General features: G+C 61.9%; 25 protein-coding genes. 12 read left to right on the top strand and 13 right to left on the bottom strand.

The genetic code is table 11. The annotated features are described in order from the left end of the window. Positions 1-53 precede the first annotated feature (53 nt). Complete coding sequence (locus tag HNQ65_RS17020) at positions 54-200, bottom strand: hypothetical protein (RefSeq protein WP_184341102.1); 147 nt, start codon at positions 198-200, stop codon at positions 54-56. 126 nt (positions 201-326) lie between these two features. Here HNQ65_RS17020 and HNQ65_RS17015 point away from each other — a divergent pair, with 126 nt between their 5' ends. From HNQ65_RS17015 to HNQ65_RS16990, 6 genes are all read left to right on the top strand, one after another. Then, entirely contained in the window at positions 327-1475 is a 1149-nt protein-coding gene (locus HNQ65_RS17015; protein ID WP_184341100.1) for a lactonase family protein, read from the top strand. Between the two features lie 41 nt (positions 1476-1516). Next, positions 1517-2455, top strand: a complete 939-nt coding sequence (tal, locus tag HNQ65_RS17010; RefSeq protein ID WP_184341098.1) for a transaldolase — start codon at positions 1517-1519, stop codon at positions 2453-2455. Between the two features lie 96 nt (positions 2456-2551). Next, positions 2552-3310, top strand: a complete 759-nt coding sequence (gene hisF, locus HNQ65_RS17005; protein ID WP_184341096.1) for an imidazole glycerol phosphate synthase subunit HisF — start codon at positions 2552-2554, stop codon at positions 3308-3310. A 46-nt stretch (positions 3311-3356) separates the two neighbouring features. Then, positions 3357-3569 carry an addiction module protein gene (locus HNQ65_RS17000; RefSeq protein ID WP_184341094.1) on the top strand — a complete coding sequence of 71 codons (213 nt, stop codon included), beginning with the start codon at positions 3357-3359 and terminating at the stop codon, positions 3567-3569. Then, positions 3566-3880 (top strand): type II toxin-antitoxin system RelE/ParE family toxin, encoded by a 315-nt coding sequence (locus tag HNQ65_RS16995; protein ID WP_184341092.1) that lies wholly within the window; start codon positions 3566-3568, stop codon positions 3878-3880. Before HNQ65_RS17000 ends, HNQ65_RS16995 begins: the two co-directional genes overlap by 4 nt. Before the next feature lie 43 nt (positions 3881-3923). Beyond that, positions 3924-4826, top strand: a complete 903-nt coding sequence (locus tag HNQ65_RS16990; RefSeq protein WP_184341090.1) for a hydroxypyruvate isomerase family protein — start codon at positions 3924-3926, stop codon at positions 4824-4826. A gap of 515 nt (positions 4827-5341) precedes the next feature. Here the strand turns inward: HNQ65_RS16990 and HNQ65_RS16985 are convergent. Together HNQ65_RS16985 and HNQ65_RS16980 are read right to left on the bottom strand one after the other, a co-directional pair. Beyond that, entirely contained in the window at positions 5342-5962 is a 621-nt protein-coding gene (locus HNQ65_RS16985; RefSeq protein WP_221306197.1) for a L,D-transpeptidase family protein, read from the bottom strand. A gap of 319 nt (positions 5963-6281) precedes the next feature. Then, positions 6282-8150: an ABC-F family ATP-binding cassette domain-containing protein gene (locus HNQ65_RS16980; RefSeq protein ID WP_184341087.1), complete on the bottom strand. Its 1869-nt coding sequence runs from the start codon at positions 8148-8150 to the stop codon at positions 6282-6284. Between the two features lie 82 nt (positions 8151-8232). Between HNQ65_RS16980 and HNQ65_RS16975 the strand changes: the two genes are divergently transcribed. From HNQ65_RS16975 to HNQ65_RS16965, 3 genes are read left to right on the top strand one after another with little or no spacing between them, the layout of a single operon-like run. After that, on the top strand, positions 8233-9342 hold the full coding sequence (locus tag HNQ65_RS16975) for a hypothetical protein (protein WP_184341085.1): 1110 nt from the start codon (positions 8233-8235) through the stop codon (positions 9340-9342). 38 nt (positions 9343-9380) lie between these two features. Beyond that, positions 9381-10550 (top strand): outer membrane protein assembly factor BamB family protein, encoded by a 1170-nt coding sequence (locus HNQ65_RS16970; protein WP_184341083.1) that lies wholly within the window; start codon positions 9381-9383, stop codon positions 10548-10550. Further along, positions 10550-11293, top strand: a complete 744-nt coding sequence (locus tag HNQ65_RS16965) for a TVP38/TMEM64 family protein (protein WP_184341081.1) — start codon at positions 10550-10552, stop codon at positions 11291-11293. Before HNQ65_RS16970 ends, HNQ65_RS16965 begins: the two co-directional genes overlap by 1 nt. A gap of 34 nt (positions 11294-11327) precedes the next feature. Here HNQ65_RS16965 and HNQ65_RS16960 read toward each other — a convergent pair whose 3' ends face one another. Next, positions 11328-11747: a hypothetical protein gene (locus HNQ65_RS16960; protein ID WP_184341080.1), complete on the bottom strand. Its 420-nt coding sequence runs from the start codon at positions 11745-11747 to the stop codon at positions 11328-11330. 566 nt (positions 11748-12313) lie between these two features. Between HNQ65_RS16960 and HNQ65_RS16955 the strand changes: the two genes are divergently transcribed. After that, the gene (locus tag HNQ65_RS16955) at positions 12314-13192 is read left to right on the top strand and encodes an FHA domain-containing protein (protein ID WP_184341079.1); all 879 of its coding nucleotides are present in this window, start codon (positions 12314-12316) and stop codon (positions 13190-13192) included. Positions 13193-13244: 52 nt separating this feature from the next. Here HNQ65_RS16955 and HNQ65_RS16950 read toward each other — a convergent pair whose 3' ends face one another. Genes HNQ65_RS16950 through HNQ65_RS16930 form a run of 5 tightly spaced genes read right to left on the bottom strand, consistent with a single transcriptional unit; the run spans position 13245 to position 16850 of the window. Further along, positions 13245-14219, bottom strand: a complete 975-nt coding sequence (locus HNQ65_RS16950) for a 3-keto-disaccharide hydrolase (RefSeq protein WP_184341077.1) — start codon at positions 14217-14219, stop codon at positions 13245-13247. A gap of 41 nt (positions 14220-14260) precedes the next feature. Beyond that, positions 14261-15280 (bottom strand): BPSS1187 family protein, encoded by a 1020-nt coding sequence (locus tag HNQ65_RS16945; protein ID WP_184341075.1) that lies wholly within the window; start codon positions 15278-15280, stop codon positions 14261-14263. Between the two features lie 44 nt (positions 15281-15324). Then, positions 15325-16158, bottom strand: coding sequence for a prephenate dehydratase (locus tag HNQ65_RS16940; RefSeq protein ID WP_184341073.1), 834 nt, complete (start codon positions 16156-16158; stop codon positions 15325-15327). Between the two features lie 48 nt (positions 16159-16206). Beyond that, positions 16207-16605 carry a putative toxin-antitoxin system toxin component, PIN family gene (locus HNQ65_RS16935; protein ID WP_184341071.1) on the bottom strand — a complete coding sequence of 133 codons (399 nt, stop codon included), beginning with the start codon at positions 16603-16605 and terminating at the stop codon, positions 16207-16209. A 2-nt stretch (positions 16606-16607) separates the two neighbouring features. Then, positions 16608-16850, bottom strand: coding sequence for a hypothetical protein (locus HNQ65_RS16930; protein WP_184341069.1), 243 nt, complete (start codon positions 16848-16850; stop codon positions 16608-16610). A gap of 79 nt (positions 16851-16929) precedes the next feature. Between HNQ65_RS16930 and pbpC the strand changes: the two genes are divergently transcribed. After that, the gene (pbpC, locus tag HNQ65_RS16925) at positions 16930-19185 is read left to right on the top strand and encodes a penicillin-binding protein 1C (protein WP_184341067.1); all 2256 of its coding nucleotides are present in this window, start codon (positions 16930-16932) and stop codon (positions 19183-19185) included. A 134-nt stretch (positions 19186-19319) separates the two neighbouring features. Here pbpC and HNQ65_RS16920 read toward each other — a convergent pair whose 3' ends face one another. From HNQ65_RS16920 to HNQ65_RS16905, 4 genes are all read right to left on the bottom strand, one after another. Then, positions 19320-21632 carry a CehA/McbA family metallohydrolase gene (locus tag HNQ65_RS16920; RefSeq protein ID WP_184341065.1) on the bottom strand — a complete coding sequence of 771 codons (2313 nt, stop codon included), beginning with the start codon at positions 21630-21632 and terminating at the stop codon, positions 19320-19322. Between the two features lie 37 nt (positions 21633-21669). Further along, on the bottom strand, positions 21670-21870 hold the full coding sequence (locus tag HNQ65_RS16915; protein WP_184341063.1) for a hypothetical protein: 201 nt from the start codon (positions 21868-21870) through the stop codon (positions 21670-21672). Between the two features lie 98 nt (positions 21871-21968). After that, positions 21969-22205, bottom strand: coding sequence for an addiction module protein (locus tag HNQ65_RS16910; RefSeq protein ID WP_184341061.1), 237 nt, complete (start codon positions 22203-22205; stop codon positions 21969-21971). 60 nt (positions 22206-22265) lie between these two features. Further along, complete coding sequence (locus HNQ65_RS16905) at positions 22266-23120, bottom strand: DMT family transporter (RefSeq protein ID WP_221306196.1); 855 nt, start codon at positions 23118-23120, stop codon at positions 22266-22268. Between the two features lie 158 nt (positions 23121-23278). On the opposite strand from HNQ65_RS16905, the gene HNQ65_RS16900 reads away from it, so the two are divergent. Then, the gene (locus HNQ65_RS16900) at positions 23279-24427 is read left to right on the top strand and encodes a 6-phosphofructokinase (RefSeq protein ID WP_184341057.1); all 1149 of its coding nucleotides are present in this window, start codon (positions 23279-23281) and stop codon (positions 24425-24427) included. Positions 24428-24499: the final 72 nt, after the last annotated feature.

The following is a 24499-nucleotide window of genomic DNA, read 5'->3' as shown; positions in this document are numbered from 1 at the left end:
GGTCAATTGCGCACCCTGAGAATTGAAATGGATTTAGGGCAGGAGCCCGGAAATCAGGTGTTTTTGGGGATCCAGTCGCCCTCGCGGTAGTCGAGCGGCTTTTCCTTGTCCGTGTCGTGTTCAATCTTTACAGGCTGGAATCCGCTGCAGCCAGCGAGCAGGGAGAGGAGGGCGGCGAAAAGAAACAGTGACGGTTTCATTCCTAGAATGAAGCGCGGCCCCCGAAAAGGAGCAAGCTAACAAATCAGGGGGATGAAAACCCTTCATGCAGCCGCCGCAGTGAGGGCTTGACCATGCCGCCACACACCGTCAGCATCCGGACAGCCATGACCCGATCCACCATCGCCTTTGCTTTTGCCGCCCTGACCACCACCGCGATCGCGGGGGAGAACTTCCTCGTTTACTTCGGTACGAGCACCACCGCCAAGAACGGCAGCAAGGGCATCTATGTGGCCCGGTTTAACACCGCGACGGGTGAGCTGACCCAGCCGCAGCTGGCCGCCGAGGCGGGCAATCCTGGCTTTCTGGCGATCCACCCGACCAAGAAATACATGTATGCCTGCGGAGATGTGGTGAAGGCAGACGGCCAGAAAGGCGGCGGGCTGAGCTCCTTTGGCATCAACAAGGACACAGGCAAGCTGACGCTGATCAACCAGTCTGCCACCTCTGGCGCGGGCCCCTGCCATGTGAGCGTGGACAAGACCGGGAGTGTGGCGACGATTTCCAACTACGGCAGCGGCAGCATCGGCTCGTATGCGATCAAGGAGGACGGATCGCTCTCGCCTGAGGCGAGCTTTTTCCAGCACGAGGGCAGTGGTGCCGACCCCAAGCGCCAGGCGGGACCGCACGCGCACTCGGTGAACTTCAGCCCGGATAACCGCTATGCCTATGCCTGCGATCTGGGCCTGGACAAAGTGCTGATCTACAAGGTGGACACCGCCAGCGGCAAGCTGACGCCGAATGATCCGGCCTTTGCCAAAACGCCTGCAGGCGGCGGACCGCGCCACCTGGCCTTTCACCCGAATGGCAAGTATGTGTATGTGAACAACGAAATGGCGATGACGGAGACCGTCTTTGCCTACGATGCAGCCACAGGAGGGCTGACGGAGATCGAGACGGTGTCCACCCTGCCGGAGGCGGACCGGGGCATGAAGGGCCTGAGCACGGCGGAGACGGTGGTGCACCCGAACGGCCGCGTGGTGTATGTGAGCAACCGCACGCATGACACGATCGCTGTTTTTGCCTGCGACCCGGCCACCGGAAAGCTGACCCTGCTGCAGAATGTGCCCGTGGAGGGCAAGATCCCCCGGAACATCTGCCTGGACCCCACGGGCAAGTGGCTGGTGGCCGCGCATCAGGACAGCGCCACGGCGGCCCTTTTCAAGGTGGACCAAGACAGCGGCAAGCTAACCTTTACCGGCACCAAAGTGGATGTGCCCGGCAGCATTTGCGTGCGTTTCCTGGCGCTTGATTAACCTGCAGCAGCCCTTACTCTCAGACCCCCAAAAACCAGACTATGACCCAGCTCGACCAGCTCAAGCAGCACACCGTGGTGGTCGCCGACACCGGCGACTTCGAAGCCATGAAGGCCTACAAGCCCCAGGACGCCACGACCAACCCTTCCCTCATCCTCCAGGCTTCCCAGAAGGCTGAGTACAAGTCGCTGTTCGACAAGGCTGTGGCTGATGGCAAGTCCGGCGGCGTGGACGCCGTGATGGACAATCTCGTGGTGGCCTTTGGCCTGGAGATCCTCAAGATCGTGCCCGGCCGTGTGTCCACCGAAGTGGACGCCCGCCTGTCCTTTGACACCCAGGCCAACATCGACAAAGCGCGCCACCTGATCGGCATGTACGAGAAGGCCGGCATCAGCCGCGAGCGCATCCTGATCAAGATCGCCTCCACGTGGGAAGGCATCAAGGCCGCTGAAGTGCTGCAGAAGGAAGGCATCAACTGCAACCTGACCCTGCTTTTCAGCCTGGCCCAGGCCGTGGCCTGCGCCGAGGGCGGCATCAAGCTGATCTCCCCCTTTGTGGGCCGCATCCTGGACTGGTACAAGAAGAGCACCGGCAAAGATTTCGTGGGCGCTGAAGATCCGGGCGTGCAGTCCGTGACGCAGATCTACAACTACTACAAGCACTTTGGCTATAAGACCGAAGTGATGGGCGCGAGCTTCCGCAACAAGGGCGAGATCACCGAGCTGACCGGCTGCGACCTGCTGACGATCAGCCCCGGCCTGCTGGGTGAACTGGCTGCGAGCGAAGACCCAATCACGCCGAAGCTTAACGCCGCGAATGCGAAGTCCTTGAAGATCGAGAAGATCGGCAGCGACGAGAAGACCTTCCGCTGGCTGTTCAACGAAGATGCCATGGCGACTGAAAAGACCGCCGAAGGCATCCGCAACTTTGCCAAGGACATCGTGAAGCTGGAAACGATGGTGGCGGCCGCCCTGGGCTGAGACTGAGCCGAAAGAGCCCTACGAAGTGAAAAAATCGGAGGATTCGTCCTCTGATTTTTTCCTTTTTGGGCATCACCTGCGTATCCCCTTTTCCCTATGCTGACCAAACGCATCATCCCCTGTCTCGACGTGAAGGAAGGCCGTGTCGTGAAAGGCACGAAATTCCTGCAGCTGCGCGATGCAGGCGACCCCGTGGAATGCGCCCAGGTGTACAATGCCCAGGGCGCGGACGAGCTGGTGTTTCTGGACATCACCGCGAGCCATGAGGAGCGCAAGACGATGGTGGATGTGGTGGCCCGCACAGCGGCCAGCTGCTTCATGCCGCTGACGGTGGGCGGGGGCATCCGCACCGTGGCGGACATGCGCGAGATGCTGCTGGCAGGCGCGGACAAAGTGGGCATCAACACCGCGGCGGTGAAAACCCCGCATGTGATCGACGAGGCGGCCAACGCCTTCGGCTGCCAGTGCCTGGTGGTGGCCATCGATGCGAAGCGCAACGAGCACGGCTCATGGACGGTTTACACGCACGGTGGACGCAATGCGACTGAGCTGGATGCTGTGGAATGGGCGGCTGAAGTGTGCAAACGCGGTGCAGGCGAGATTTTGCTGACGAGCATGGACTCGGATGGCACCAAGGCGGGCTACGACATCGGCCTGACGAAAGCGGTGAGCGAGGCGGTGAGCATTCCCGTCATCGCCAGCGGCGGCGCGGGCAATCTGGACCATATGGTGGATGTGCTGCGCAATGGGAAGGCGGACGCGGTGCTGGCGGCGAGCATTTTCCACTTTGGTGAATACACCGTGGGGGATGTGAAGAAGTATCTCGGCGGGCATGGCGTGCCGGTGAGGCTGTAAGCAGGCGCTTCTTGCCTGCTGGCAAAAGTGGCATACACTGGAAATCATGAGCCTCACGGATTTCCCTGATCTTGCGCGCCTGCCAAAAGCCCAGCGGATGAAGCTTGCTGACGAACTTTGGCAGTCCAGTGTTGATGATGGGACGAAGGTTCCTGTCTGGCACCAAGAGACGTTGGATCAACGGTGGAATGACTATCGCAGTGGCAAAGTGAAACGCATTTCGCTCAAGGAGCTTGAACGTCGCCTAGCCAAACGGTGAAAAGCCAGCCGGTCGAATTTCTGGAGCCCGTGGAGCATGATCTCCGCTACGTCCGTGAGTTTTATGATTCATGGAAACTTAACGGGGCGGAAGACTTCCAGGAACGTTTTCGCGAATGTGTGTCTTGGATTGAATGGAATCCGGTGATGTTTCCAAGGCAGTATCGTGTTTTCCGCCGCGCCATCATCAGACGATCCTATTTTGCCGCCTACTATGTGATCGAGCCAGGGGTGACCACCATCGTTGCCGTTCTCGACATGCGCCGTGAGCCGCAATCCATTCAAAGGTTGCTCAAAGGAAGGAAGCCATAATCTCTTCTTGGAATCCCGCCCCCCATCCGTGTAGGCTGCGGGCATGACTCCATCCACGCTTTCCCGTCGTCAGTTCGGAACTCTTGCCAGTGTCAGTGCCATCGCGGCGATGCTGCGATCAGAGGTGGAGGCGGCAGACAAGGCTGCGGGTGGCATGGGCAAAGTGAAGCACTCGGTGTGCAAGTGGTGCTACAAGCAGATCCCGCTGGAGGAGTTTTGCGTGGCCGCGAAGGAGATCGGGCTGGAGTCGGTGGAGCTGCTGAATCCGGAAGATTTTGCGACGGTGAAGAAGCACGGGCTGCATTGCGCGATGGTGAGCTATCCGACGATCGAAGCACCCGGCGGCGTGAAGCTGGGGCCGATACCCAAGGGCTGGAACCGTGTGGAGCACCATGACCTGCTGGTGCAGGCCTACGAGCCGCTGCTGCAGACGAGCGCGGAGGCGGGATTCAAGCAGGTGATATGCTTCAGCGGCAATCGCGATGGCATGGATGAGGCGCAGGGCCTGGAGAACTGCGCCAAGGGCCTGACACGCCTGATGCCGCTGTGCGAGAAGCTGGGCGTGACGCTGGTGATGGAACTCCTCAACAGCAAGGTAAACCACCCGGACTACATGTGCGACCACAGCGCTTGGGGAGTGGCACTGTGCAAGAAGATCGGATCGCCGCATTTCAAACTGCTCTATGACATCTACCACATGCAGATCATGGAGGGCGATGTGATCGCGACGATCCAGCGTGACCATGAGTACTTCGCGCACTATCACACCGGCGGTGTGCCGGGGCGCGCGGAGATCGACGAGACGCAGGAGCTGAACTACCCCGCGATCATCAAAGCCATCCAGGAGACGGGATACACCGGCTATCTGGGGCAGGAGTTCATCCCGAAGCGTGCGGACAAGCTGGCCTCGCTAAAGCAGGGAGTGCAGATTTGTACGGTGGGGTGAAAGGACTGAGATCGGCACCGCTGAGATTTGGAGAACGCAGAGATTTTTATGACCGAGGTGGAAATCAATCATCTTACAGAACGGGTGATTGGGACTGCACATGGCGGTGCATCGGCGGCTGGGACCTGGACAGGATGAAGCGATGTATGAAGAAGCCTTGATGACCTGGTCTTGGAGCAAAAGATGGAAATTGAGATGGTTGTCGGAGAGCAGCTTCCCCTGCTAATCCTGACCGTGGATCGTTTGACGCCCATTGTTGAAGCTCAATTTCGGGCCAAGCTCAGGCTCGGCGGCTGGACAAAGGATTGATTTTCAACTTTAGTGCCGCGCTCATGAAGGATGGACTAAAGCGCGTGACATCGACTCTGCATTGAGTGGATTTCAAAATTCACTCTGCATAGGTTTGGAGCGTGCAGAACACAGTTTTCCATTTTTCTCTGCGTTCTCCGAATCTCTGCGGTGCAAGATCTCATCACTTGGCCTTGCCCGCATGGGCAGCGGGGCCTTGATCAGACTCAGGGCACGATCTTGACCGGCGTGCCCACGGAGGAGTGGTGGAAGAAGATCTCGGCCATGCGCTGGGGAAGACGGATGCAGCCGTGAGAGGCGGGGTAGCCGGGCAGGTAACCCTCGTGCATGCCGATGGCGCCGGTGATGCGCATGAAGTAGGGCATGCGCGCTGCGTCAAACAGAGCGCCCGGAGGACGCGGATCTTTGCGCACATCGATCTCGCGTTTCAAGACGGTGCCATCGCGGCTGACGTAGTCGCCAAAGAGGGAGGAGGCGTGGTCCCTGTCCTTCTCGATGACTGAGAAGCTGCCCGCCTTGGTGGCCATGCCTTCGCGGCCTGAGGAAATGGGCGAGACACCGGCCAGCTGGCCGCCTTTGTAAAAGTAGATCTTCTGCTCGCTGAGGCGGATGATCATGCTGGGAGAACCAGACATGGTGTCGCCGTGCCACTCACCTTCATCTTGCCGGGGAGCCAGCCGTTTTGAGGCCTTGGGTGTCCGGGGTTCACGCGGCCGTTTGTACACCGGCACTTCTTCAATCCAGAAGGCGCCCGTGCCAGGAATAGGATGGCGGACGGTGACCGTGCGCTGAAAGGAGCAGGCCACCATGCTGAGCGACGTCAGCAAAAACAAAAAAACGCGCACTGCACCACGCTGCAAGGAGAGTTCATGAGATGACAGATCCACCCGTCCGGAAAACCACAACTCCTCAGTATGCGCAACCGTTTTCGAGCAGCGGTGGCGTCATGTCAGAAGAACAACTGTAACAGCTGGAGCTACTATACCAGTTCTCGAAAAGCCTGTCACATTGCCCGGGCGGCGGAGCGGCCCCATTGGCTGCGTTGGTCGCTTGCCTGTTATTTTCAAATAGCAGGCGGCTCTCCCGCCTTGCCACTGGGGCCGCTGCGCTCGCCGGTTCAATCGGACATTCTTTTCGAGAACAGGTCTATGATTTTGCGTCCGGGGACTTCAGATTTTCCAGCTCCTCCGTGGCCTTTTCCCACTCGGTGGTGATCTTGGCCAGCTTGGGCTCCAGCTCTTCCAGCTCCTGGCTGAGAGAGCGGAATTTGGCGGCGTCGGCATAGGTGGCTTCGTCTTGCAGGAGGCCGACGATTTCGGCTTTGCGTTTGTCCAGCGTGGCCAGCTCCTGCTCGATTTTGAAGATGCGCAGGTCCAGCTCCTTCTTGGCCTTGCTGTAGGCATTGCGAGCCTCGGCCTCGGCACGGCGCTGCTGCTTGCTCTTGGGCGGCTCCTTTACTGCGGGGGCGCTGCTGCTGTAGCCGGTGGGCTGGGCATTGTGCAGCGTGGCGGTCAGCGCCTCGCGTGCAGAGCCCGCCTTGGTTTTGTCGAGGTAGTACTGATAGTCGCCCGCATAGGGGGTGATGATGCCGGCGCTGACATGCAGGACGTGTTTGGCCATCTGGCGGATGAAGTGCACGTCATGGCTGATGAAGACGAGCGTGCCCTCGTACTGCTCAAGCGCGCCGATGAGGGCGTCGATGCTGCCCATGTCGAGGTGCGTGGTGGGCTCGTCCATGAGGAGGAAATTGGGCGGATCGAGCAGCAGGCGCACGAGGACGAGGCGGGATTTTTCACCGCCGCTGAGCACGCCGACAGGCTTGAACACGTCATCGCCATGAAACAGGAATGAGCCCAGGAGAGTGCGGCAGAGGTTTTCCCCCGGACGGCTTGGCAGGTCCATGGCGGACTGCAGCACGGTGTGGCGCATGTTCAGCACATCGCCGCGATACTGGGCGAAGTAGCCCAGCTTGACGTTGTGACCGAGCTCGTAGGTGCCCGACTGCGGCTTGAGCGCGCCTGCGAGGAGTTTGAGAAGCGTGGACTTTCCGGCGCCGTTGGGGCCGACGAGCACGGTGCGCTGGCCGCGCTCGATCTCGAGATCGAGCCCGGTGTAAACGGGCGTCTGGCCGTAGGCGAAATCGACGTCCTTGACGCGGATGACGCGCTGCCCGCTGCGTATGGGCTGTGGGAAGCGGAACTTCACCGTCTTGGCATCGGCCACGGGGGCATCGATCTTCTCGATGCGGTCGATCATCTTGGCCTTGTCCTGCGCACGAGAGGCAAAGTTGGCCTTGGCTTTGAACTTGTCCACCCAGGCCTGCATCTTGGCCAGCTCGCGCTGCTGGTTGTCATACGCGCCCTGGAGCTGCTCCATGCGGGCGGCTTTTTCACGGACGTAGTCGTCGTAGTTGCCCGTGTAGCGTGTGATCTTGCTGTGCGCGATCTCGAGGATGCAGTCGGTCAGCGCGTTCAAAAACTCGCGGTCATGCGAGATCATGAGGATCGCGCCCGGATAGCTCTGCAGGTAGGTCTGGAACCAGATGAGGGATTCGAGGTCGAGGTGGTTGGTCGGCTCGTCGAGCAGCAGCAGGTCGGGCTCCTGCACCAGCAGGCGGGCCAGGTGAGCGCGCATGACCCAGCCGCCGCTGAGGGTGCGGGCATTGCGCTCAAAGTCGGACTCGCGGAAGGCCAGGCCGCTGAGGATGCGCTTGGCCTTGGGCTCGACCTCCCAACGGCTGTGCTCGTCCACGTGGCCGGTGGCCAGCTCCAGCACGGTCACGTCATCGATGGGGGCGCTCTCCTGCGGCAGGAAGCCGAAGCTGATGCCGCGCTCCATCACGACCTTGCCCTCATCCGGCACGGTCTCCTGCAGCAGCAGCGAGAAGAGCGTGGACTTCCCCGCCCCGTTCGGTCCGATCAGGCCGATCTTTTCGCCACGGTTGATGTGAAACGACACCTGGCTGAACAAAGTGCGGCCGGCGTAGGTTTTGCTGACATTGGAAACGGAGAGCATGGGGGGTGTTCAGTGAAACAGAACTGGCCGAAACTCAAGCTTGGCTCGGTGCGTTCTTTGTGAAAGCTTGCCGTTCCACTGTATGAAACTGAAATTCGTCTGTCTCTTCACCCTTGCCGCTGCGTCTTTGCAGGCGGCGGAGGATTTGTCGAAACCCATCGAGACGCTGCGTGCGGTGCAGCGGGAGGGGCAGGGCAATGAGGCGGCCGGGCAGGCGTGGCAGCAGATCGTGAAGGCGGACCCCGCCGCGCTGCCGGAGGTGTTGAAGGGCATGAACGGGGCCAACCCACTGGCGGAAAACTGGCTGCGAGCCGCCGTAGGCGTGCTGGCGGACGAGGCGCTGCAGGCCAAGAAGCTGCCGGTGCAGGCGCTGGTGGCGTTTCTCAAAGACACGCACAACAGCCCCGGCGCACGCGTGGTGGCCTTTGACCTGATCCATCGTGCGGATGCCAAGCTGGCGGAGGACCTGACCCCGACGCTGCTGGAAGACCCCAGCTCTGACCTGCGCCGCCATCCGGTGGCCAAGCTGATCGAGGACGGCAATGCGGCGCTAGAAAAGAAAGACAAGGACGCGGCCATCGTGGCCTTTGGCAAAGGGCTGGGTGCGGCACGCGACGAGGACCAGATCAAGACGCTGGCCAAGAAACTGCGGGAGCTGGACCAGAAGGTGGACCTGCCCAAGCACTTCGGCTTTCTCATGAGCTGGAAGATGATCGCACCTTTCAGCAATGCAGACCGAGGCGGTTTCGCCACGGAGTATCCGCCGGAGAAAGAGCTGAAGTTTGACGCCACCTACGAGGGAAAGACCAAGGAGGCCAAGTGGGTGGACTTCACCAGCACGGATGAGTACGGCAAGATCGACTTCAACAAGCCCTTTGGCATGGAGAAGAGCGTGGTGGGCTATGCGGCCACTGATTTCTACAGCACCGAGGACCGCCCGGCGGAGATCCGCATCGGCTGCAAAAACGGCTGGAAGGTGTGGCTGAACGGCGAGCTGCTCTTTGCGCGCGATGAGTACCACCGTGGAGCGAAGCTGGACCAGTACAAGCTGCCCTGCCAGCTCAAGAAGGGCAAGAACACCATCCTGGTGAAGTGCTGCCAGAACGAGCAGACGGAGCAGTGGACGGTGGAGTGGGAGTTCCAGCTGCGCGTGTGCGATGCCACGGGCACGGCGATTCTCGCCAAAAACTAAAAGATGAAATCTGAAACATCCAAGAATCTGATCGTGTCATGAAGACCACCTCACTCCTTTTAGCTTTTAGCTTTTATCTTTCAGCCTCCGCCCACGCCGACTGGCTGCAGTTCCGCGGGCCGAATGCCTCGGCGGTTTCCACCGAGGCCAAGACTCCGGGAGATGACCTCAAGGTGGCGTGGTCGGCGGACCTGCCGGGGCGCGGGCTCTCGGCACCGATCGTGGTAGGGGACCGTGTGTTTGTGACGTGCTCCAGCGGCCCGGGCCAGGAGACGCTGCATGTGTTCTGCTTCAATGCAGCGGATGGCAGCAAGCGCTGGGAGCGTGCGATGCGCACCACCGGCCGCACCATGACGCACAACAAGACCTGCGTGGCGGCCAACACCCCGTGCAGCGATGGCGACCAAGTCTTTGCGCTGTTTTCCTCCAATGACCTCTTTGCCTTCGATCTTGATGGCAAGCTGCTCTGGCTGCGCGGTCTGACGTATGACTACGCCAATGCCAGCAACAGCCTGGGCATGTCCCAGAGCCCGGTGGTGGTGGACGGCACGCTGGTGGTGCAGAGCGAGAATGACAGCGAGTCCTTTGCCGCAGGCCTGGACGTGGCCACTGGCCGCAACAAGTGGAAGCTGGAGCGCCCGAAGGCAGCCAACTGGAGCAGCGCCACGGTGTGGAAAAACGTGGTGGCTCTGCAGTCCAGCAAAGGCATCCTGGCCGTGGAACCCGCGACAGGCAAAACGGTGTGGGATTACAGCGACGGCGCGAGCACCATCCCCTCCAGCGTGGGCACCGGCGAGGCACTTTATGCGGTGTCTCATGGCATCACGGCGCTGGCTCCGGAAAAGGGCGCGGTGACGCAGCTATGGCGCAATGAGAAGCTGAACCCCGGCACGGCCAGCCCGCTGGTGCTCGGAGACTCCATCTACGTGGTGAATGGCGCGGGCGTGCTGATCAAGGCGAGCGTGAAAAATGGCGACGAAGCCTGGAAGCTGCGCCTGAAGGGCCCCTTCAGCGGATCGCCCGTGGCGGCTGGCAAGCGAATCTACATCGTGAATGAGCGCGGCATCTTCCAGGTGATCGACCCCGAGGCTCCCGAAGGCAAAGTGCTGAAGGAGATCGAGCTGAAAGAGACGGTACTGACCACGCCCGCCATCTCCGGTGGCGCGATCTATGTGCGCAGCGACGCCAAACTGTGGAAGCTGCAGTAATGGCGACACACGAAGATCCCGCGCAGGAACCTGAAGAACTGCTGGACGCTGCGGTAGCCACCGAGGTGGAGCAGGAGACCTCGCGCGCGCTCGGCAAGGAAACACGCCAGGTGCTCATGGCCGTGCTGCTGGTGGCCGCTTTCATGGCCGTGGCACATTTCACGCCGCTGAAGGCCTGGATCTCCAATGTGCAGACCTGGAAAAAGATGGTGCACGATTTTGGCTGGGGCGCGCATGCCATCTTCATGGCCGCCTGCGCCGGCAGTGTGATGCTGGGCGTGCCGCGCCTGCCGCTGTGCGCTGCTGCAGGGCTGGTGTTTGGCTTTGGCGAGGGGCTGGTGATCTCGCTGGTGGCATCCACCTTGGGCTCGTATGGCGCGTTTGTGCTGTCACGCCATGGCTTCCGCCGTGCGGCGGAGTCACGTGCTGAGAAATGGCCGTGGCTGAAGAAACTGCTGAAAAAGCCGTCCGTGCTGCGGGTCTTCTGGGTACGGCAGCTCATGGTGCCGGGTCTGGTACTGAATGTTCTGCTGGGCATGACGCCGGTGAAGCACACGCGCTTTCTGCTGGGCACCGCGCTGGGCTACCTGCCGCTGAATGTGGCTTTCAGCCTGGTGGGCAGCGGCCTGGGCAAGGGCAGCCTGGCCACCACGATGACACAACTCCTCGCCGCCATGGCGGTGATCAACATCGCCGCATGGCTGGTTTACAAGGTGATGAAAAAGCAGAAGCAGCAGGGCTGAGATTGCACATGGCTCAGGCTCAGTACCTGGCGTGTCAGGTCAGCGCATGCTCCTGCATGTCATCCGCCCGCAAGGCATTGAACACCACGGCGGCCAGGCCGATGATGACAAAGACCGGGAAGATGAGGATGAGCAGCGGCAGCAACATGATGAAAGCCAGCGGGCCGAGCACGAGGCTCAGCAGCAGCGTCTCCCAGCCAAACTGCTTGAGCCTGAGGCTGACAGGTGGCGTGCCGTGCTGACCGCTTTTGACAAAGATGTGGTCCTGCCGCAGCCAGACAAGCAGGGGGCGGAGGGCCTGGCGGAAGGGCCGCAGGAGGGTGGCCTGCATCCGGCGCAGCTGCCAGACGCGATGGAGATTCCGGGTGACGAAACGCGCTTCGGCGTTGTGGGCAGGGGCGACCAGCTGAAACGAGGCCGCCTGCCCTTGGAGAGGTACAGGGATCGTGTTCATAGCAAAGGGATCTGTTGTGATCTTGCTTACTGTAACGTGTCAGCTGCTTTGTTCCTGACAGAAAACATCCTGACTGCCTCATCCGCATGGGTTGAACGCAGCGTGTGTGTGCGCTCCGTGAAACACGCCCACAGAGTGGGGATAAGGATAATCACCCTAAGACGGTGCTTCTGCAGCCGGGTCTTTTTAGCGGACCATGGCCTCAGCCACAGCGGCCATGCAGCGAGCATGCCCGGCAGCTGGTGCACAGTTCACAGCTGACCGACTGGGGATTTTCCAGGCATTTGGGGCAGTGCACGCAAAGCATGCAAAACGGACGCTGCGAACCAGACACCGCCGATGTAGCAGCGACCGCCACTCTCTCTGTCGCGCATGAGGATGACACGGCGCAGGCCTTTTTGGAACGCGTCTGAACTTGGGCCAAAACATCGGTTTTCATGCGTGCGGGGGTGATCTGACGCACGAGTCGGATGAGACGAGAAAATGTGCTATTGGCAGACCTGCCAATACGTGAAGTTTTTTTTAGCCGCGTTGCACTTTCATCACTTCTGCGCAGGTTAAAATGCATGTCCGTAAACGCCGGTGCCGGGATCCAATCAGCCAGTCTCAGATGGAGCGGTGGCGTACATTCACTCACCGGCACATGCTTCATCGGCCGCCGCTCTGACAACGACATCCCCATCAACAACGTGCAGGCCTCCCGACGCCATGCGGTGATGATGATGCTGAATGGGGACTGGTGGATCAGCGATCTCGGCAGCCGCAATGGCGTGATCGTCAACGGCTTGCGGCTCAGCACGGCACGCCGCCTGCGCAATGGAGATGAAATCCGCATCGCCAATCAGCGGCTCGTTTTCAGCAACTCCGCACAGGGCCCCCACCAGCACAGCTCCATCATGGGCAAGACTACGGAGCAGGCCCCGCGCTCGGCCAACGACGCTCCGCAGGTGGCCGCGTGCGAGCTCCTCATCGTCTCCAGCAAGGGTGAAGTGCTGGAGGGCGACAAGGCGGCGCACTGGTTCTTTGGCAAAACGCTGGAGCGCGCTCCAGGTGCGCTGCACTACATGCTGCCCCCTGCCGTGCGCCACTGGCTGCAGCAGCTCTCAGACGCGAATGAGAAAACCTGCCCGCCGCTGGAAATGGAGCAGGACGGGCACCGCATCATGTTCTCGCTGGCCCGCTGCCGGGACGACCGCTTTTACCTGCTGGGCCGTGTGGAGTCGGTCAAAGTCACCATCGAACGCCTGCAGAGCCTGGGCCTGACCGAGCGCGAGGCGGAGGTGCTCTACTGGGTTTGTGAAGGCAAGAGCAACCCAGAGATCGCTCAGATCCTGGATGTGACCCTGCACACCGTGAACCGGCACAACGAGCACATCTTCAAAAAGCTGGCCGTGGACAACCGCCAAAAGGCCATCAAGGCCGTGCAGGAACGGCTGGGGGTGTGAGGGCGGAAGCTGCTAGCTGCCCCGCCTCCTCACACCCGCGCAAAGAAGTGGATTACTTCACCACCGGAGTCAGCACCATGTTGCGGTAGTCCACATTGGTGTGGTCGCCCTGGAGGTAGATGGGGCCGGGCTTGAATTCATCGCTGGTCATCGCACCGCCGGTGCAGCCGAGCACGGGGGCGTTGTCGATGATGGTCTTGCCATTGAGGATGACGGTCAGGTGGCGGTCCACGAGGGTGATGTCGAGCGTCTGCCATTCACCGATGGGCTTTTCGGCGGCCACGCTGGGGGTGATGCGGCTGTAGAGCGCGCCCATGTGGTGGGAGTCCAGCGGCTGGCCAAAGCTTTCCATCACCTGCACTTCGTAGATGCCGCGCAGGTAGATGCCGCTGTTGCTGCCTTCCTGGGTGCGGACTTCGGTCTTGAGATTGAAGTCTTCAAACTCGGCGTCGGTGCGCAGATTGCCAAAGTGCTTGTCCTTGGCCTTCACCACGCGGTTTTGCAGCACGCCGTCCACAACGCTCCAGCCATTGTCCACGCCCTCCTTCAGCAGACGCCAGCCGGTGAGGTCTTTGCCATTGAGGAGCTGGATGGGAGCGCCGTACTTCACCTTGGAAAGGTCAGGTGCTGGCGGCACGTCGGGGATGCGCTTGCCGGCAAAGTCCTGCGGCTTGCCGATCTCCTTGCCTTCCGCGTTTTTCTTGGAGGTGGTGAGCTTGAGGTTTTCGCCTTCGATCTTGGCGGAAATGGTTTCGATAGCAGTCAGCTTGCCCTCCTTGTTCTTCTGCTCACGGGTCACCAGGAGGGTGTCTCCGTCGATCTTGGTGCCGGCGGTGGGCACCACGCTGCCGCCGCCCCAGAGCACGCTGGAGCTGAGGGCGCCGTCCTTGGACTCAACGCCGAGCCAGCCCGCGCCGCCTCCGGGAATCGTGAGCGCCCAGCGGCCGACGAAGGGACTGTCTGCGGCATGGAGAAGCGTGCCGAGACTGAACACAGCAGCGATGGAAAGAGAGCGAAGCGGGAGCATGATGGCGAGTGGTATGGGGTAGGATGTTGAACGAGCTGGAATTAACGGGCTTTCTTCTGCTGATCCTTCACGCAGTCGGGATCGGCGGGCGTGGGGGAGCCGGTCTGGTCCACCGGATGGTTGAAGAGGTAGTGCCAGACGGCTTCGTGGATGAATTTGCCATCCTTGTCCTTCACAGCAGCGCCACCAGGAGTCACGGAGCTGTGGGCGCGTTTGTCATCGCCCTTCACATCCGCATTGGTGATGAGGCGGCGGGTGTTTTGAAAGGGAGGGGCGCTGATGTCCACATCCACGATGGGGCCATACTGATTGAGGCCCATCATCTCCCAGGAGCGGCAGTAGTGGTCGGCTGTCCAGCCGCCGTCGAGCACGTGGCTGAAGCCGAAGATGCGATTTCCCGGCGTGGCGGAGGGCAGGGCCTGCCAGGAGTCGTAGTTGTCTCGCGGACCGCAGAAGCAGACGACGCGATCGACTTTCTGATGCTTGGCAAAGCGGGCCGAGGTGGTGGCACCGTGGGAGGCACCGGAGACGATGACCTTGTCCCAGCGCAGGCCTTTGCCGTCCTGGGCGATGAACTGCTCCCATTTGCCTTCGGGATGCTCTTTGGCCAGCCATTTCACAAACTGGAACGAGCGCTCCATCATGCTGTCCGGCTGCGGGATGCTCACAACATCGCTCACATCCTCGCCAGTGCAGGCTTCGAGGCGGATGTCTCCGAGTGTCTTACCATCGTCGCGGCGTGCGGCGGGGATGATGCCGAACCACTTGTTGGCGTAATGCGGCTGGATGGCGTGGAGGCCATAGCTGTTGAGGCGCTCAAACAAGGGCGCGCTGTGGCCCATGAGCCAGATGACGAGCTTGCCCTGCAGCTTCACGCTGGTGTCCACGCTGGCGTTTTGCAGGTCCTGCGGCTTGCCCTTTTTGTCGGTGAAGACGAAGTCGATTTCCGGATGCTCCTTGGCACGCGGATCGATTTCGCTGGCACGCTTGGAGATGGTGGGTGCGGCGTGGACATGGGTGCTGACGCAGAGGGCCAGCAGGCAGGGGAGGATGTGTTTCATGTGGTTGATAAATTCGACTTCCAGAGGGGCCAGGAATGGCCCCGTTACGACTCAAAACGCAGCCCGGCGGAGTAGGTGCCCACGCTGCGGATCGTCGCGCCATCTGCGCGTGTTTGATCCAGCGCTTTTTGCACGCGCGGGTCGGCGGTGGAGCCTTCGATCTCGATGTAGAAGCGGTACTTGTTGGGCTGGCCGCGGATGGGGCGGGATTCGAGGCGCTTCATGTTGATGTCGCCCTCGCTCAACGGTGTGAGGAAGCGGCACAGGCTGCCGGAGCGGTCTGGCAGCTCCACCACAAGTGCGGTGCGGTTGTGCTCCAAAGAGGGGGTGTTGGCCGTGTGGCCGATGAGGTAGAACTGCGTGATGTTTGGCACCTCTCCCGCGATGGGGAAATGCAGGATCTGCAGGCCGTGGCGCTCTGCATTCTGACGCGGACCGATGGCAGCCGCGCCGGAGACGGCCACGGCTTTCTCCGCCGCCTTGGCGGTGCTCGCCTCCACCACACGCTTCACATTGGGGTAGTGGGCCTTCAGCCATTCGTCGCCATGGTAGAACGGCATGGCGTGCGAGTGGATGGACATGATGGGCTCCCCTGCCCTGCCGAGCAGCGCCAGCTTCACATCCAGCGTGAGCTCTTCGAGAATGCGCAGCTCGCAGCGTGCATCGACGAGCCGGTCCACGGTGTCGATGATGAAGCCGCCGGAGGAGTTTTCGATGGGGACGATGCCGAGGGCGTCGGGGGTTGAGGCGAGGAAGTCGAAGACATCCCCCACATTGTCCCGCAGGCTCACCGCCGCGCCGGGGAAGCGCATCTGCGTGATGAGATGCGAAAAGCTCCCGTCGGGTCCGAGGCAGGCGATGGTGGGCGGTGGATTCATGCGCCGCGCATGCTCCGCCGCTGGGGCGGATGGTCAAGCTGAGTCAGCTCAAAGCAAAGCCATGAACTGCTCAGGAGTGACGACCTGCGGCTTGAAACCGCTGCCGTGCATAGACTGAAAGTGATGGTCGGTGGTCACGATGTATTCGGCGTTGGCGGCAACTGCACAGTCGGCAAATTTGTTGTCATCAACGTCCGCCGAGATCAGTCCAAAACGGTAAGATGGCGAAACCCGCATGACGTTGCTCGAAATGCTCAGAAGCCTTTCCAAAATACTCCATCTGGCAGCACCAGCCCGTTCCGTGACGACTTCCTCATACTCCAGCAAAATCTCTGTGCTCACCACCCAGGTGAATCTGTCATTCATCCATTCTTGAAGAATAGCATGATAGGGATGGCCTAAAGCACGCGCCTGCAATACCACGTTGGTGTCGAGAACTACGTGCATGCTCAGGCGTAGGGATGCCTGGTCCGATGAGCACGCACCGCCTGCTCGACAAGTGCGGGATCGTATTTGCCCGCCTGGCGGTCGGCTTCGGCCTCTTCACTCATCTGGGCAAAGAGCCAGCGCCTTTCAAACTCGACCAGCAGATCATTCACTGCGGCGATGGCGCTGTCGCTGAAGGCGTCCAGCTTCTGATGCAGCAGCGGACGCAGCTCTTGCGGGCTGAGGTTGGCAGAGGTCGCGCTCATGGTCAAAAGGTGTACTACCAGACGCTGATTGGCAAGCATCACGCTCTGGATTTCACCGCCACCCGGGCTTGATTGCCGCATGCGCCGCCGCTGGAAACTCATGCTCCTCTCCCTGCCCATACTAGCGGCAGGCGGGTGGTGGGGGCTGCCGTGGGTGGTGCGGATGCCGGAGGCGCTGCTGAGGCCGCCGCCAGCCTCAACGCTGTATCTGGCACGCGATGGCACGCCGCTGCGGCATCTGCTCAATGCAGACGGCACGCGCTCGGCACCGCCGGTGAGCTACGCGGAGATCCCGCCGCATCTGGTGCAGGCGCTGCTGGCGGCGGAGGACAAGCGCTTCTTCTCCCATGGAGGCATCGATCTCCTGGCCATCGCGCGCGCGGCCTGGAGCAATGTGCGCAGCCACCGCATTGTTTCCGGTGCCTCCACCCTTCATCAGCAGCTCATCAAAAACACCACGCCGCAGCACGGCAGGCGCACGCTGTGGGTCAAGATCACCGAGGCCCTGCGCGCGCGCCGTCTGGCCATGACGTGGAGCCGTGAGGAGGTGCTGGCGGCGTATGCGAACCGCGTTTCTTTTGGCAATCTCATGACCGGTGCCGCCACGGCTGCGTCCGGTTATTTCCACAAGCCACTGGGCGATCTGACGCCTGCAGAATGCGCGCTGCTAGCCGCGCTGCCGCAGTCCCCGGCGCGGCTGAATCCCTTTCGTAATCTGCCCGGTGTCCTCCCTCGCCAGCGCCACATCCTGGACAAGATGCACGCGCTGCACTGGCTGAGCGATGAACAGCACCGCGTGGCGCTGGACCAGAAGATCGTGCTGCAGCGCTTCAGCGGCGGCTTTGAGGCCCCGCATGCGGTGGAGATGCTGCACGGAGCTGTGCAGGATGGCACCGTGCGCACCACGCTGGATGCCACGCTGCAGCAGCACATCGAGACGATCATCGCCCAGCGGCTGGAGGCGCTGAAGGGCCGCCATGTGTCGCATGCTGCCGTGGTGGTGATCGAGAATGCGAGCGGTGCCGTACTGGCGCTGGCGGGTTCGCGTGACTTTTTTGCCAAAGACGGCGGGCAGCTCAATGGCGCGTGGGCGGCGCACTCGCCCGGCTCGGCGATGAAGCCCTTCACGTACCTGCTGGCTTTTGAGCGCGGGGCCACGCCTGCGAGCATCGTGGCGGATCTGCCGGTGGAATTTGCGACGGCATCGGGCACGTATCGGCCGGAGAACTACTCCCTGCGCAACTACGGCCCCATGACCTACCGCCAGGCGCTGGGGAATTCGCTGAACATCTCCGCCGTGCGCGTGCTGGACTCCATCGGCGGTGCGGAGACGCTGCTGCCCAGGCTGCGCGAGCTGGGCCTGACCACGCTGAATGAAGACGCCGCACACTACGGCCTGGGCCTCACGATTGGCAATGCCTCGGTGCGCCTCGTCGAGCTGGCGAATGCCTATGCGTGCCTGGCGCGCCTGGGCCGCTTCAAACCGTGGACGCTGCTGCAAAACACCCCTGATGCCGAGGAACGCCGCCTGCTGGGCGAGAATGAGAGCTGGCTCATCGCCGACATCCTCAGCGACAATCAGGCGCGCGAGATGGCCTTTGGAAGCTGGTCGGTCATACGACTGCCTTTCCGCTGCGCGGTGAAGACCGGCACCAGCTCCACCTTCCGCGACAACTGGACGCTGGGCTACACGCCAGAGTACACCGTCGGCGTGTGGGCGGGCAATTTTGACAACACGCCCATGCAGGACGTGAGCGGTGTCACGGGCGCAGGCCCGATCTTTCGTGACGTGATGCTGCACCTGCATGAAAAGCATGCTGCGACGTGGTATGACATGCCACAAGGCATCACCCACACGCGCATTGATCCCCGCACCGGCAGGCGGCTCACGCCGCAGACTCCACCGGCACGGATGAGCCGGGAGGAGTACTTCGTGGCAGGCCAGCTCCCGCCGCTGGCGCAGGCGGCTGACTACGATGCCAAAGGCCGCGCCATCCTGCCACGCGACTACGCCGCCTGGGTGGCCAGCAGCGCCAACTGGCTGGGGGATCTGGTAACGACTGCGGAGAGCGAGGACAGGCCGGCGCTGCGCATCACGAATCCGATTCCGGGGACGGTCATCATTTTGGATCCGGACATTCGGAATAATGGGAGCCGGTTATTGCTGCAGGCAGTGGGATTAGAGCGAGTGCGCTGGAGCTGCAAGACACTGGAACTGCGAGATGATGGGGGGCATACCTTTGCCATCCTCAAGCCGGGGAGGCATGAGATCGAAGCGCGGGATGAAGCGAGCGGATTGAGTGCGAGGACGTTTGTGATTGTGCGGGAGGAGTAAAAGCGGGACCGCGGGCAGTGCTGGCATGGCTCCGCCATGCGACCTTGAGAAGGAAGAAAGTTTCATCTTGTCCAGGGGTGGCGCTCGCTACGCGAGCTGACCCCTGGCTACCGGCTGTGATCCCTCCGGGATCGTCAATCCGCCAACCGTTCTCGATATACCTGCCGCGCATGGTCATAAGCGGCCACGGCGTCGGCATGTTCTTTGGGGTCGATGAGCGCCTCTTTCTGCGACCAGCATTGATCGACACATTTGAGACACCATTCGAGGCTGCGCTTTTCGCGAATGGGCTTGTCATTCACGATGAGGAAGATGGGATTGGTGTGCGAGGTGGCACGGATGCGCAGGGCCACCCAGCAGCTTTTTTCCACCGGCAGGTCAAAGCTCACATCATGCAGGCTGCCATCAGCGGTGATGTTTTTCCGCGCCACGGACACGCCATTGACGATGACCTCCACCGGCACCTCGCGTGAGCTGCCCACACGGGCGCGCTCGAGATCCCAGAAGGGTTTCTGTTCCGGCGAGAGGGACTGAATCTCTGGGTGCGGCTTGTCATTCAGCCGTGCGGCCACCTTGGCGGTGAGCTTGATGGTGGCGGGCTTGGCGAGCCGCAGTTCGCTGCCGTTCACGCCCATCTCCTGAGCGTTGGCCTTGAAGTCCATGAGGTGGCTTTTGCCATCGCTCACATAGGCGCGGCCTGCGCGGATGCCCTCGCACCAGGCATCGTAGCTGAGGCGACCGTCGAGCTTCACATAGGCGCGGCCCAGGCCCACGCGCTCGCCGTAGATGCAGGGGAAGTCCGTCTCTCCGCTGATGCGGGTACGGAAGCCGGCATTGAGCGTGTGGTACCAGATGTTCAGCTCCCAGGTGTGCGGGGTATCGACCATGGACATGAAATCGACCGCAGGCACCAGCTTGCCGTCCGGGCCTTCGACCAGATGCGTGACATCGACGATGTATTCATTGGCCCCGATGCCGTTGAAGGGCGGGATGATGAAGTTTGGCAGCTCGTTGGTGGCGCTGGGGATGCCGAGCTTGTAGGGCTGCTTTCGTGCGGGGTCATTTTCTGCCAGCGGCTGCAGGCCCCAGCCGCTGTGTGCGGGGCCGCAGAGCGCGCCCTGCTTTTTGGCCCACCGGAGCGTGCTGAGGCAGAGCGTGGGCCAGTGCGCGGTGCTGTCGCCGCCAGGGTACATCTGCTCCTTGAGCTTGAGCAGGCAGAGGTGGCCGCTTTTGTGACTGCCAAATCCGCTGACCTCCACGTCATAGCGCAGCAAAAAGGGGAATCGCGACTCCTTGTCCTCCATGCCAGTGAAAAACTGCTTTTGGTAATCGAAGCAGGGACCCCAGGTGAGATTCGCGCCGATTTTCAAATCTTCGCCCATGCAGTGCCGCGCCATGTCGGAGGCATGCACGCCCATGCTGGGCACAGAGTAGTGCGCGCAGCCTGCGGCGTGGATGTGGTGATCTCCGCTCCACCAGCCGAGCAGGGAGGGATCGATCCAGCGCCGCACCTGGAACTTAAGCGTGATGTTTGAGCCCGTGATCTTCACCTGCCGCTGCTCGGGCACGGATTCGGGGCCACGGCGGAAGGTGATGTCGTAAGCGCCATCGGGCAGCTTCAGCACCTCTCCATCGCCGCGATAGATCTGCGGGTGGAAAAAGAAGTCGGGCGCATGGCGCTTGATCTGGCTGGGGTAGATGCGCCCTGCGTGGTCTTGGATGAGTAGCTCTGCCATGCAGGGCTTGCCGTTTTCATCGGTGATGGCCAGCGTGACCTCGCGTGAGGGGCGGCAGTCGAAGAGCACGCTCGTCTCATTGCGAAAGCCGAGATCCTGCGTGCCCTGCCCAGTGTCAAAGCTGAAGACGGCCTCGCGTTTTCCCGCCTCGCTGGCGTAGAGCTGGATGATACGATACTCCACGCCCAGCCCGCTGAGCGTGGGTTGCTGCGGCGCAGCCTCAAACATCTGCATGTCCAGCCAGCGCGCGGCGAGGGGCGGCTGGCCGGGGTCTCGCGGCTGCGCATTGGGCACCACAGGCGGAGAGCCCTTCACATAGACCTCCTTGGACTGCGGACTGCTGGCGGCGAGACGGGCTGTGACGCCCGCCTCATTCTCCACCCGCACGAGATACTGACGCCAGCCGGACTCATCGAGAACGGGCTTGGCCGCGCCACGCTCCACCTTGACCCGCTGCTCGGGGGTGATGGTGACATGAAAAAGAGCATGGGCATCCAGCACGGCCTGCGCCTTCTCCACCGCTGTGGCATCATGCGACTGCAAGCAGCCGCGCAGCGTAGCCAGCTCCGCAGCATCAAAGGGAGAGCCGAGAAAGGCGGTGGCATCCATGAGCCGCTGCGTGGCCGAGAGGAAGGGCTGGGGCTCGACGGCGTGGGCCTGCGAAAGAAGAGCACCGGCCAGCATGGCTCCGGCGCAGAGTGTGGTTTTCATGGGGAGAGAAACGCGCTCACCGGCGGAGCCTTGCGGCTCAGATGCTGCGCAGCCTGCGCATGATGCTTTGAGGATCCTGCCTCAGATCAAGCAATGCGTGGAGTATGATGCCACGATCTTCCACTACGTAGAAGAGGCCAAAGTGACGCCTGAAGACCAGCACCCGCCTGATATTTCCACGATAAACGACGGGGCCGATTTCTGGAAAGACCTCGAGCAACCGGATCGAGGACAGCACTTCGTTGTAGAAGTGATCGCCCGACTATTCCTCACGGCGCTCCTGCTGCTCATAGAGTCGCTGCACGTCGGCTTCAGCGCCGAGTGTCCAGACGGCCGTCATGCGCGAGATGCCGCGATGTGTTTCTTGAGGGCCAGAATGCCTGCCGTCACCTGCTCCGTGCTGCGGACAGCGGCAGGGTTGGCCGCATGCTCCTGCAGCCGCTCATCAAGCAACGCAGCGGTGTCAGCGGTGATGGTACCTTCACGCGAAACATCGTGCCAGAGCTCGGACACGAGCCGCAGCTTTTGATCCACGGTGAGTGCGCTCACGGCGGGCAGTGTTTCCAGAATCATGCGGGAAGATGCTCCCGATGCGGCTGACCGCAACGGCTTCTTTGCCACCCGCCAGGCACCTCACACCACCACCAGCACGATCGCGCTCATCATCATGAGGGCGCCGGCCAGACGCCAGCGCATGACCTTGGGGCCGAGGTGCTGCTCGCTATTCGCGAACCAGTGGCCGATCATCCACACCAGCGCCACACTGAGCAGGCCGCGCGAGGCATAGACGATATTGGCCGAGGTAGCCTTCCCAAAGACGGCCAGGGTACTGACAAAGATGATGCTCTGCGTGCCCAGCAGCGCGGAGCCGCCGACGAGCCACGGCCAAGCCTGCACACGAATAGCACTGAGCGGGGCGGAGAAGCGGAAGATGAGCCCAAAGGAGAGCAGCGCATTGATCCAGAAGATGCAGGGCAGCAGGCGGCCCACGCCCCACTGCGGCCCCCATTTCTGCACCAGCACGTCAAACACCGCAAAAGCCACCGCGCCGAAGCCACCGGACACAAAGGTGAGCAGCAGGTGGCGCGGCGGTTGTCCGGCGTCTTTGCGATTGAGGAAGGTGATGCCCAGCACGCTGAGAAAGGCGGCGGCCCAGAGCTTGGCCCCTACAGCCTCGCCGATGAGCAGCGGCGTCAAGAAGGCCACCAGGATGACCTTGAGCCCAAACACGGGCACGGCCACGGAGACGTCCCCCTTGTCCAGTGCCAGAAACTGCGCCAGCTGGCCGAGGAAAAGACACATGGCGATGATGCCAGGCTGCCAGAGCATTTCGCGCTCGATAGGCGGACCACCGAGAAGCCATAGGAAAGAGAAGAGGCCTGCCACGATCAGATTCGCCACGAAAGTGGTGCGCCAGAGGCCTACCCCAAGATCGCTGGAGCGTTTCAGCACGAGCGCGCCAAAGGCGTACAATAGGGCTGCTAGCAAGGGTAAGAGCGTGGTGGCAAGGGCTGGGGGCACCCGTGCCATTATCACGCCCACACCCGGTGGCAAGCCCTAGCCCAAGGAATGCGGCGGCGGGCTTTCAGCCATCACTTGCCACGAGCACGGCGCTTGCTAAGCAAATGACCCCACTTTTTCCAACCATGACCGCTACCTTCCCCGAACAATCCGTCGCCGTCCTTTTCAGCGGAGGCGACGCGCCCGGCATGAACGCCTTTCTGCGCGCCGTTGTCCGCCTGGGCCTGAACCGCGAGAAGATCGCCGTGCTGGGCATCCGCGATGGCTACCGTGGTCTCGTCCGCACCGCCCGCGCCGTGAATGATGACGCCGAAGCCTTGGTGCGCCTGAAGAACGACATCGCCACCCACACCGGCCGCGCCGGACTGATCTCCGAGCAGCTCCACATCATCCAGATGGACCACGCCAGCGTGAGCGGCATCATGGGCAAGGGCGGCACCATCCTCGGCTCCGCCCGCTGCCTGGAGTTTCATGACAAGAAGGTGCGCGACAGCGTCATCAAGCTGCTCAAAAGCCTGAATGTTCGCGCCCTGGTGGTGGTGGGTGGTGACGGCTCTCTCACCGGTGCCCGCCTGCTGGCCCAGGAGAGTGACCTGCGCGTGATCGGCGTGCCTGCCACGATCGACAACGACCTGCAGTTTACCGACATGGCGCTGGGCGTGGACACCGCGGTGAACACCCTCGTCTGGGCGGTGGACCACTTCATCGACACCGCACGCAGCCATCGCCGCGTGATGGTGCTGGAAACCATGGGCCGTGCCAGCGGCGACCTGGCCCGCATGGCCGGTCTGGCATCCGGTGCAGAAATGATCATCACCCCCGAGGGCGGCCCGCTGAACGAGGAGGCCATGAAGAAACTGGCCGCCAAGATCGAAGGCGCGATGACCCGCGGCCGTGGCCACGCCATCGTGCTGGTGGCTGAGGGCGTGGAATTTGACCCGCCGCAGAAGCGCAACCGCGCCTACGTGCTCATGGACGCCTTCCAGCAGTACTTCCAGCGCGCCGGAGCCCCCTTCCAAGACCTGGAGGTGCGCCCCTCGGTGCTGGGCCATCTGCAGCGCGGCGGCCATACCACACCCGGTGACTGCATCCTGGCGGCACGCTTTGCCGACCACGCCTGGAAGACCATCCAGCAGCCCGATGGCGGCAGCGGCATCACCGCCCTGCGCGGGAACGTGGTCGAGATCGTTCCCTACGGCGAACCCGACATGCCCGAGCGCGCCGCCTACTCACGCGAGATGGAGCTGCTGCACGATGCCCTGAGCTCGTGGTAAGACGAGCCATGGGCAAAGCCCTCATGGGCACAAGATTCCGTCAAGGTGTGTGAAATGCACGCCTTGACGATC

The organism is Prosthecobacter vanneervenii, assembly GCF_014203095.1.
GTDB classification, from domain to species: Bacteria; Verrucomicrobiota; Verrucomicrobiia; order Verrucomicrobiales; family Verrucomicrobiaceae; genus Prosthecobacter; species Prosthecobacter vanneervenii.
This window is presented reverse-complemented; position numbering and strand designations above follow the sequence as displayed.

What these genes read in the sequence shown, in the direction of transcription:
- HNQ65_RS16945 (WP_184341075.1), bottom strand. Translation starts at nt 15,280, where the DNA reads ATGAAACACATCCTCCCCTGCCTGCTGGCCCTCTGCGTCAGCACCCAT.
- hisF (WP_184341096.1), top strand. Translation starts at nt 2,552, where the DNA reads ATGCTGACCAAACGCATCATCCCCTGTCTCGACGTGAAGGAAGGCCGT.
- pbpC (WP_184341067.1), top strand. Translation starts at nt 16,930, where the DNA reads ATGCGCCGCCGCTGGAAACTCATGCTCCTCTCCCTGCCCATACTAGCG.
- HNQ65_RS16920 (WP_184341065.1), bottom strand. Translation starts at nt 21,632, where the DNA reads ATGAAAACCACACTCTGCGCCGGAGCCATGCTGGCCGGTGCTCTTCTT.
- HNQ65_RS16900 (WP_184341057.1), top strand. Translation starts at nt 23,279, where the DNA reads ATGACCGCTACCTTCCCCGAACAATCCGTCGCCGTCCTTTTCAGCGGA.
- HNQ65_RS16940 (WP_184341073.1), bottom strand. Translation starts at nt 16,158, where the DNA reads ATGAATCCACCGCCCACCATCGCCTGCCTCGGACCCGACGGGAGCTTT.
- tal (WP_184341098.1), top strand. Translation starts at nt 1,517, where the DNA reads ATGACCCAGCTCGACCAGCTCAAGCAGCACACCGTGGTGGTCGCCGAC.
- HNQ65_RS17000 (WP_184341094.1), top strand. Translation starts at nt 3,357, where the DNA reads ATGAGCCTCACGGATTTCCCTGATCTTGCGCGCCTGCCAAAAGCCCAG.
- HNQ65_RS16960 (WP_184341080.1), bottom strand. Translation starts at nt 11,747, where the DNA reads ATGAACACGATCCCTGTACCTCTCCAAGGGCAGGCGGCCTCGTTTCAG.
- HNQ65_RS16910 (WP_184341061.1), bottom strand. Translation starts at nt 22,205, where the DNA reads ATGATTCTGGAAACACTGCCCGCCGTGAGCGCACTCACCGTGGATCAA.
- HNQ65_RS16965 (WP_184341081.1), top strand. Translation starts at nt 10,550, where the DNA reads ATGGCGACACACGAAGATCCCGCGCAGGAACCTGAAGAACTGCTGGAC.
- HNQ65_RS16980 (WP_184341087.1), bottom strand. Translation starts at nt 8,150, where the DNA reads ATGCTCTCCGTTTCCAATGTCAGCAAAACCTACGCCGGCCGCACTTTG.
- HNQ65_RS16930 (WP_184341069.1), bottom strand. Translation starts at nt 16,850, where the DNA reads ATGAGCGCGACCTCTGCCAACCTCAGCCCGCAAGAGCTGCGTCCGCTG.
- HNQ65_RS16955 (WP_184341079.1), top strand. Translation starts at nt 12,314, where the DNA reads ATGTCCGTAAACGCCGGTGCCGGGATCCAATCAGCCAGTCTCAGATGG.
- HNQ65_RS17020 (WP_184341102.1), bottom strand. Translation starts at nt 200, where the DNA reads ATGAAACCGTCACTGTTTCTTTTCGCCGCCCTCCTCTCCCTGCTCGCT.
- HNQ65_RS16970 (WP_184341083.1), top strand. Translation starts at nt 9,381, where the DNA reads ATGAAGACCACCTCACTCCTTTTAGCTTTTAGCTTTTATCTTTCAGCC.
- HNQ65_RS17015 (WP_184341100.1), top strand. Translation starts at nt 327, where the DNA reads ATGACCCGATCCACCATCGCCTTTGCTTTTGCCGCCCTGACCACCACC.
- HNQ65_RS16975 (WP_184341085.1), top strand. Translation starts at nt 8,233, where the DNA reads ATGAAACTGAAATTCGTCTGTCTCTTCACCCTTGCCGCTGCGTCTTTG.
- HNQ65_RS16935 (WP_184341071.1), bottom strand. Translation starts at nt 16,605, where the DNA reads ATGCACGTAGTTCTCGACACCAACGTGGTATTGCAGGCGCGTGCTTTA.
- HNQ65_RS16990 (WP_184341090.1), top strand. Translation starts at nt 3,924, where the DNA reads ATGACTCCATCCACGCTTTCCCGTCGTCAGTTCGGAACTCTTGCCAGT.
- HNQ65_RS16950 (WP_184341077.1), bottom strand. Translation starts at nt 14,219, where the DNA reads ATGCTCCCGCTTCGCTCTCTTTCCATCGCTGCTGTGTTCAGTCTCGGC.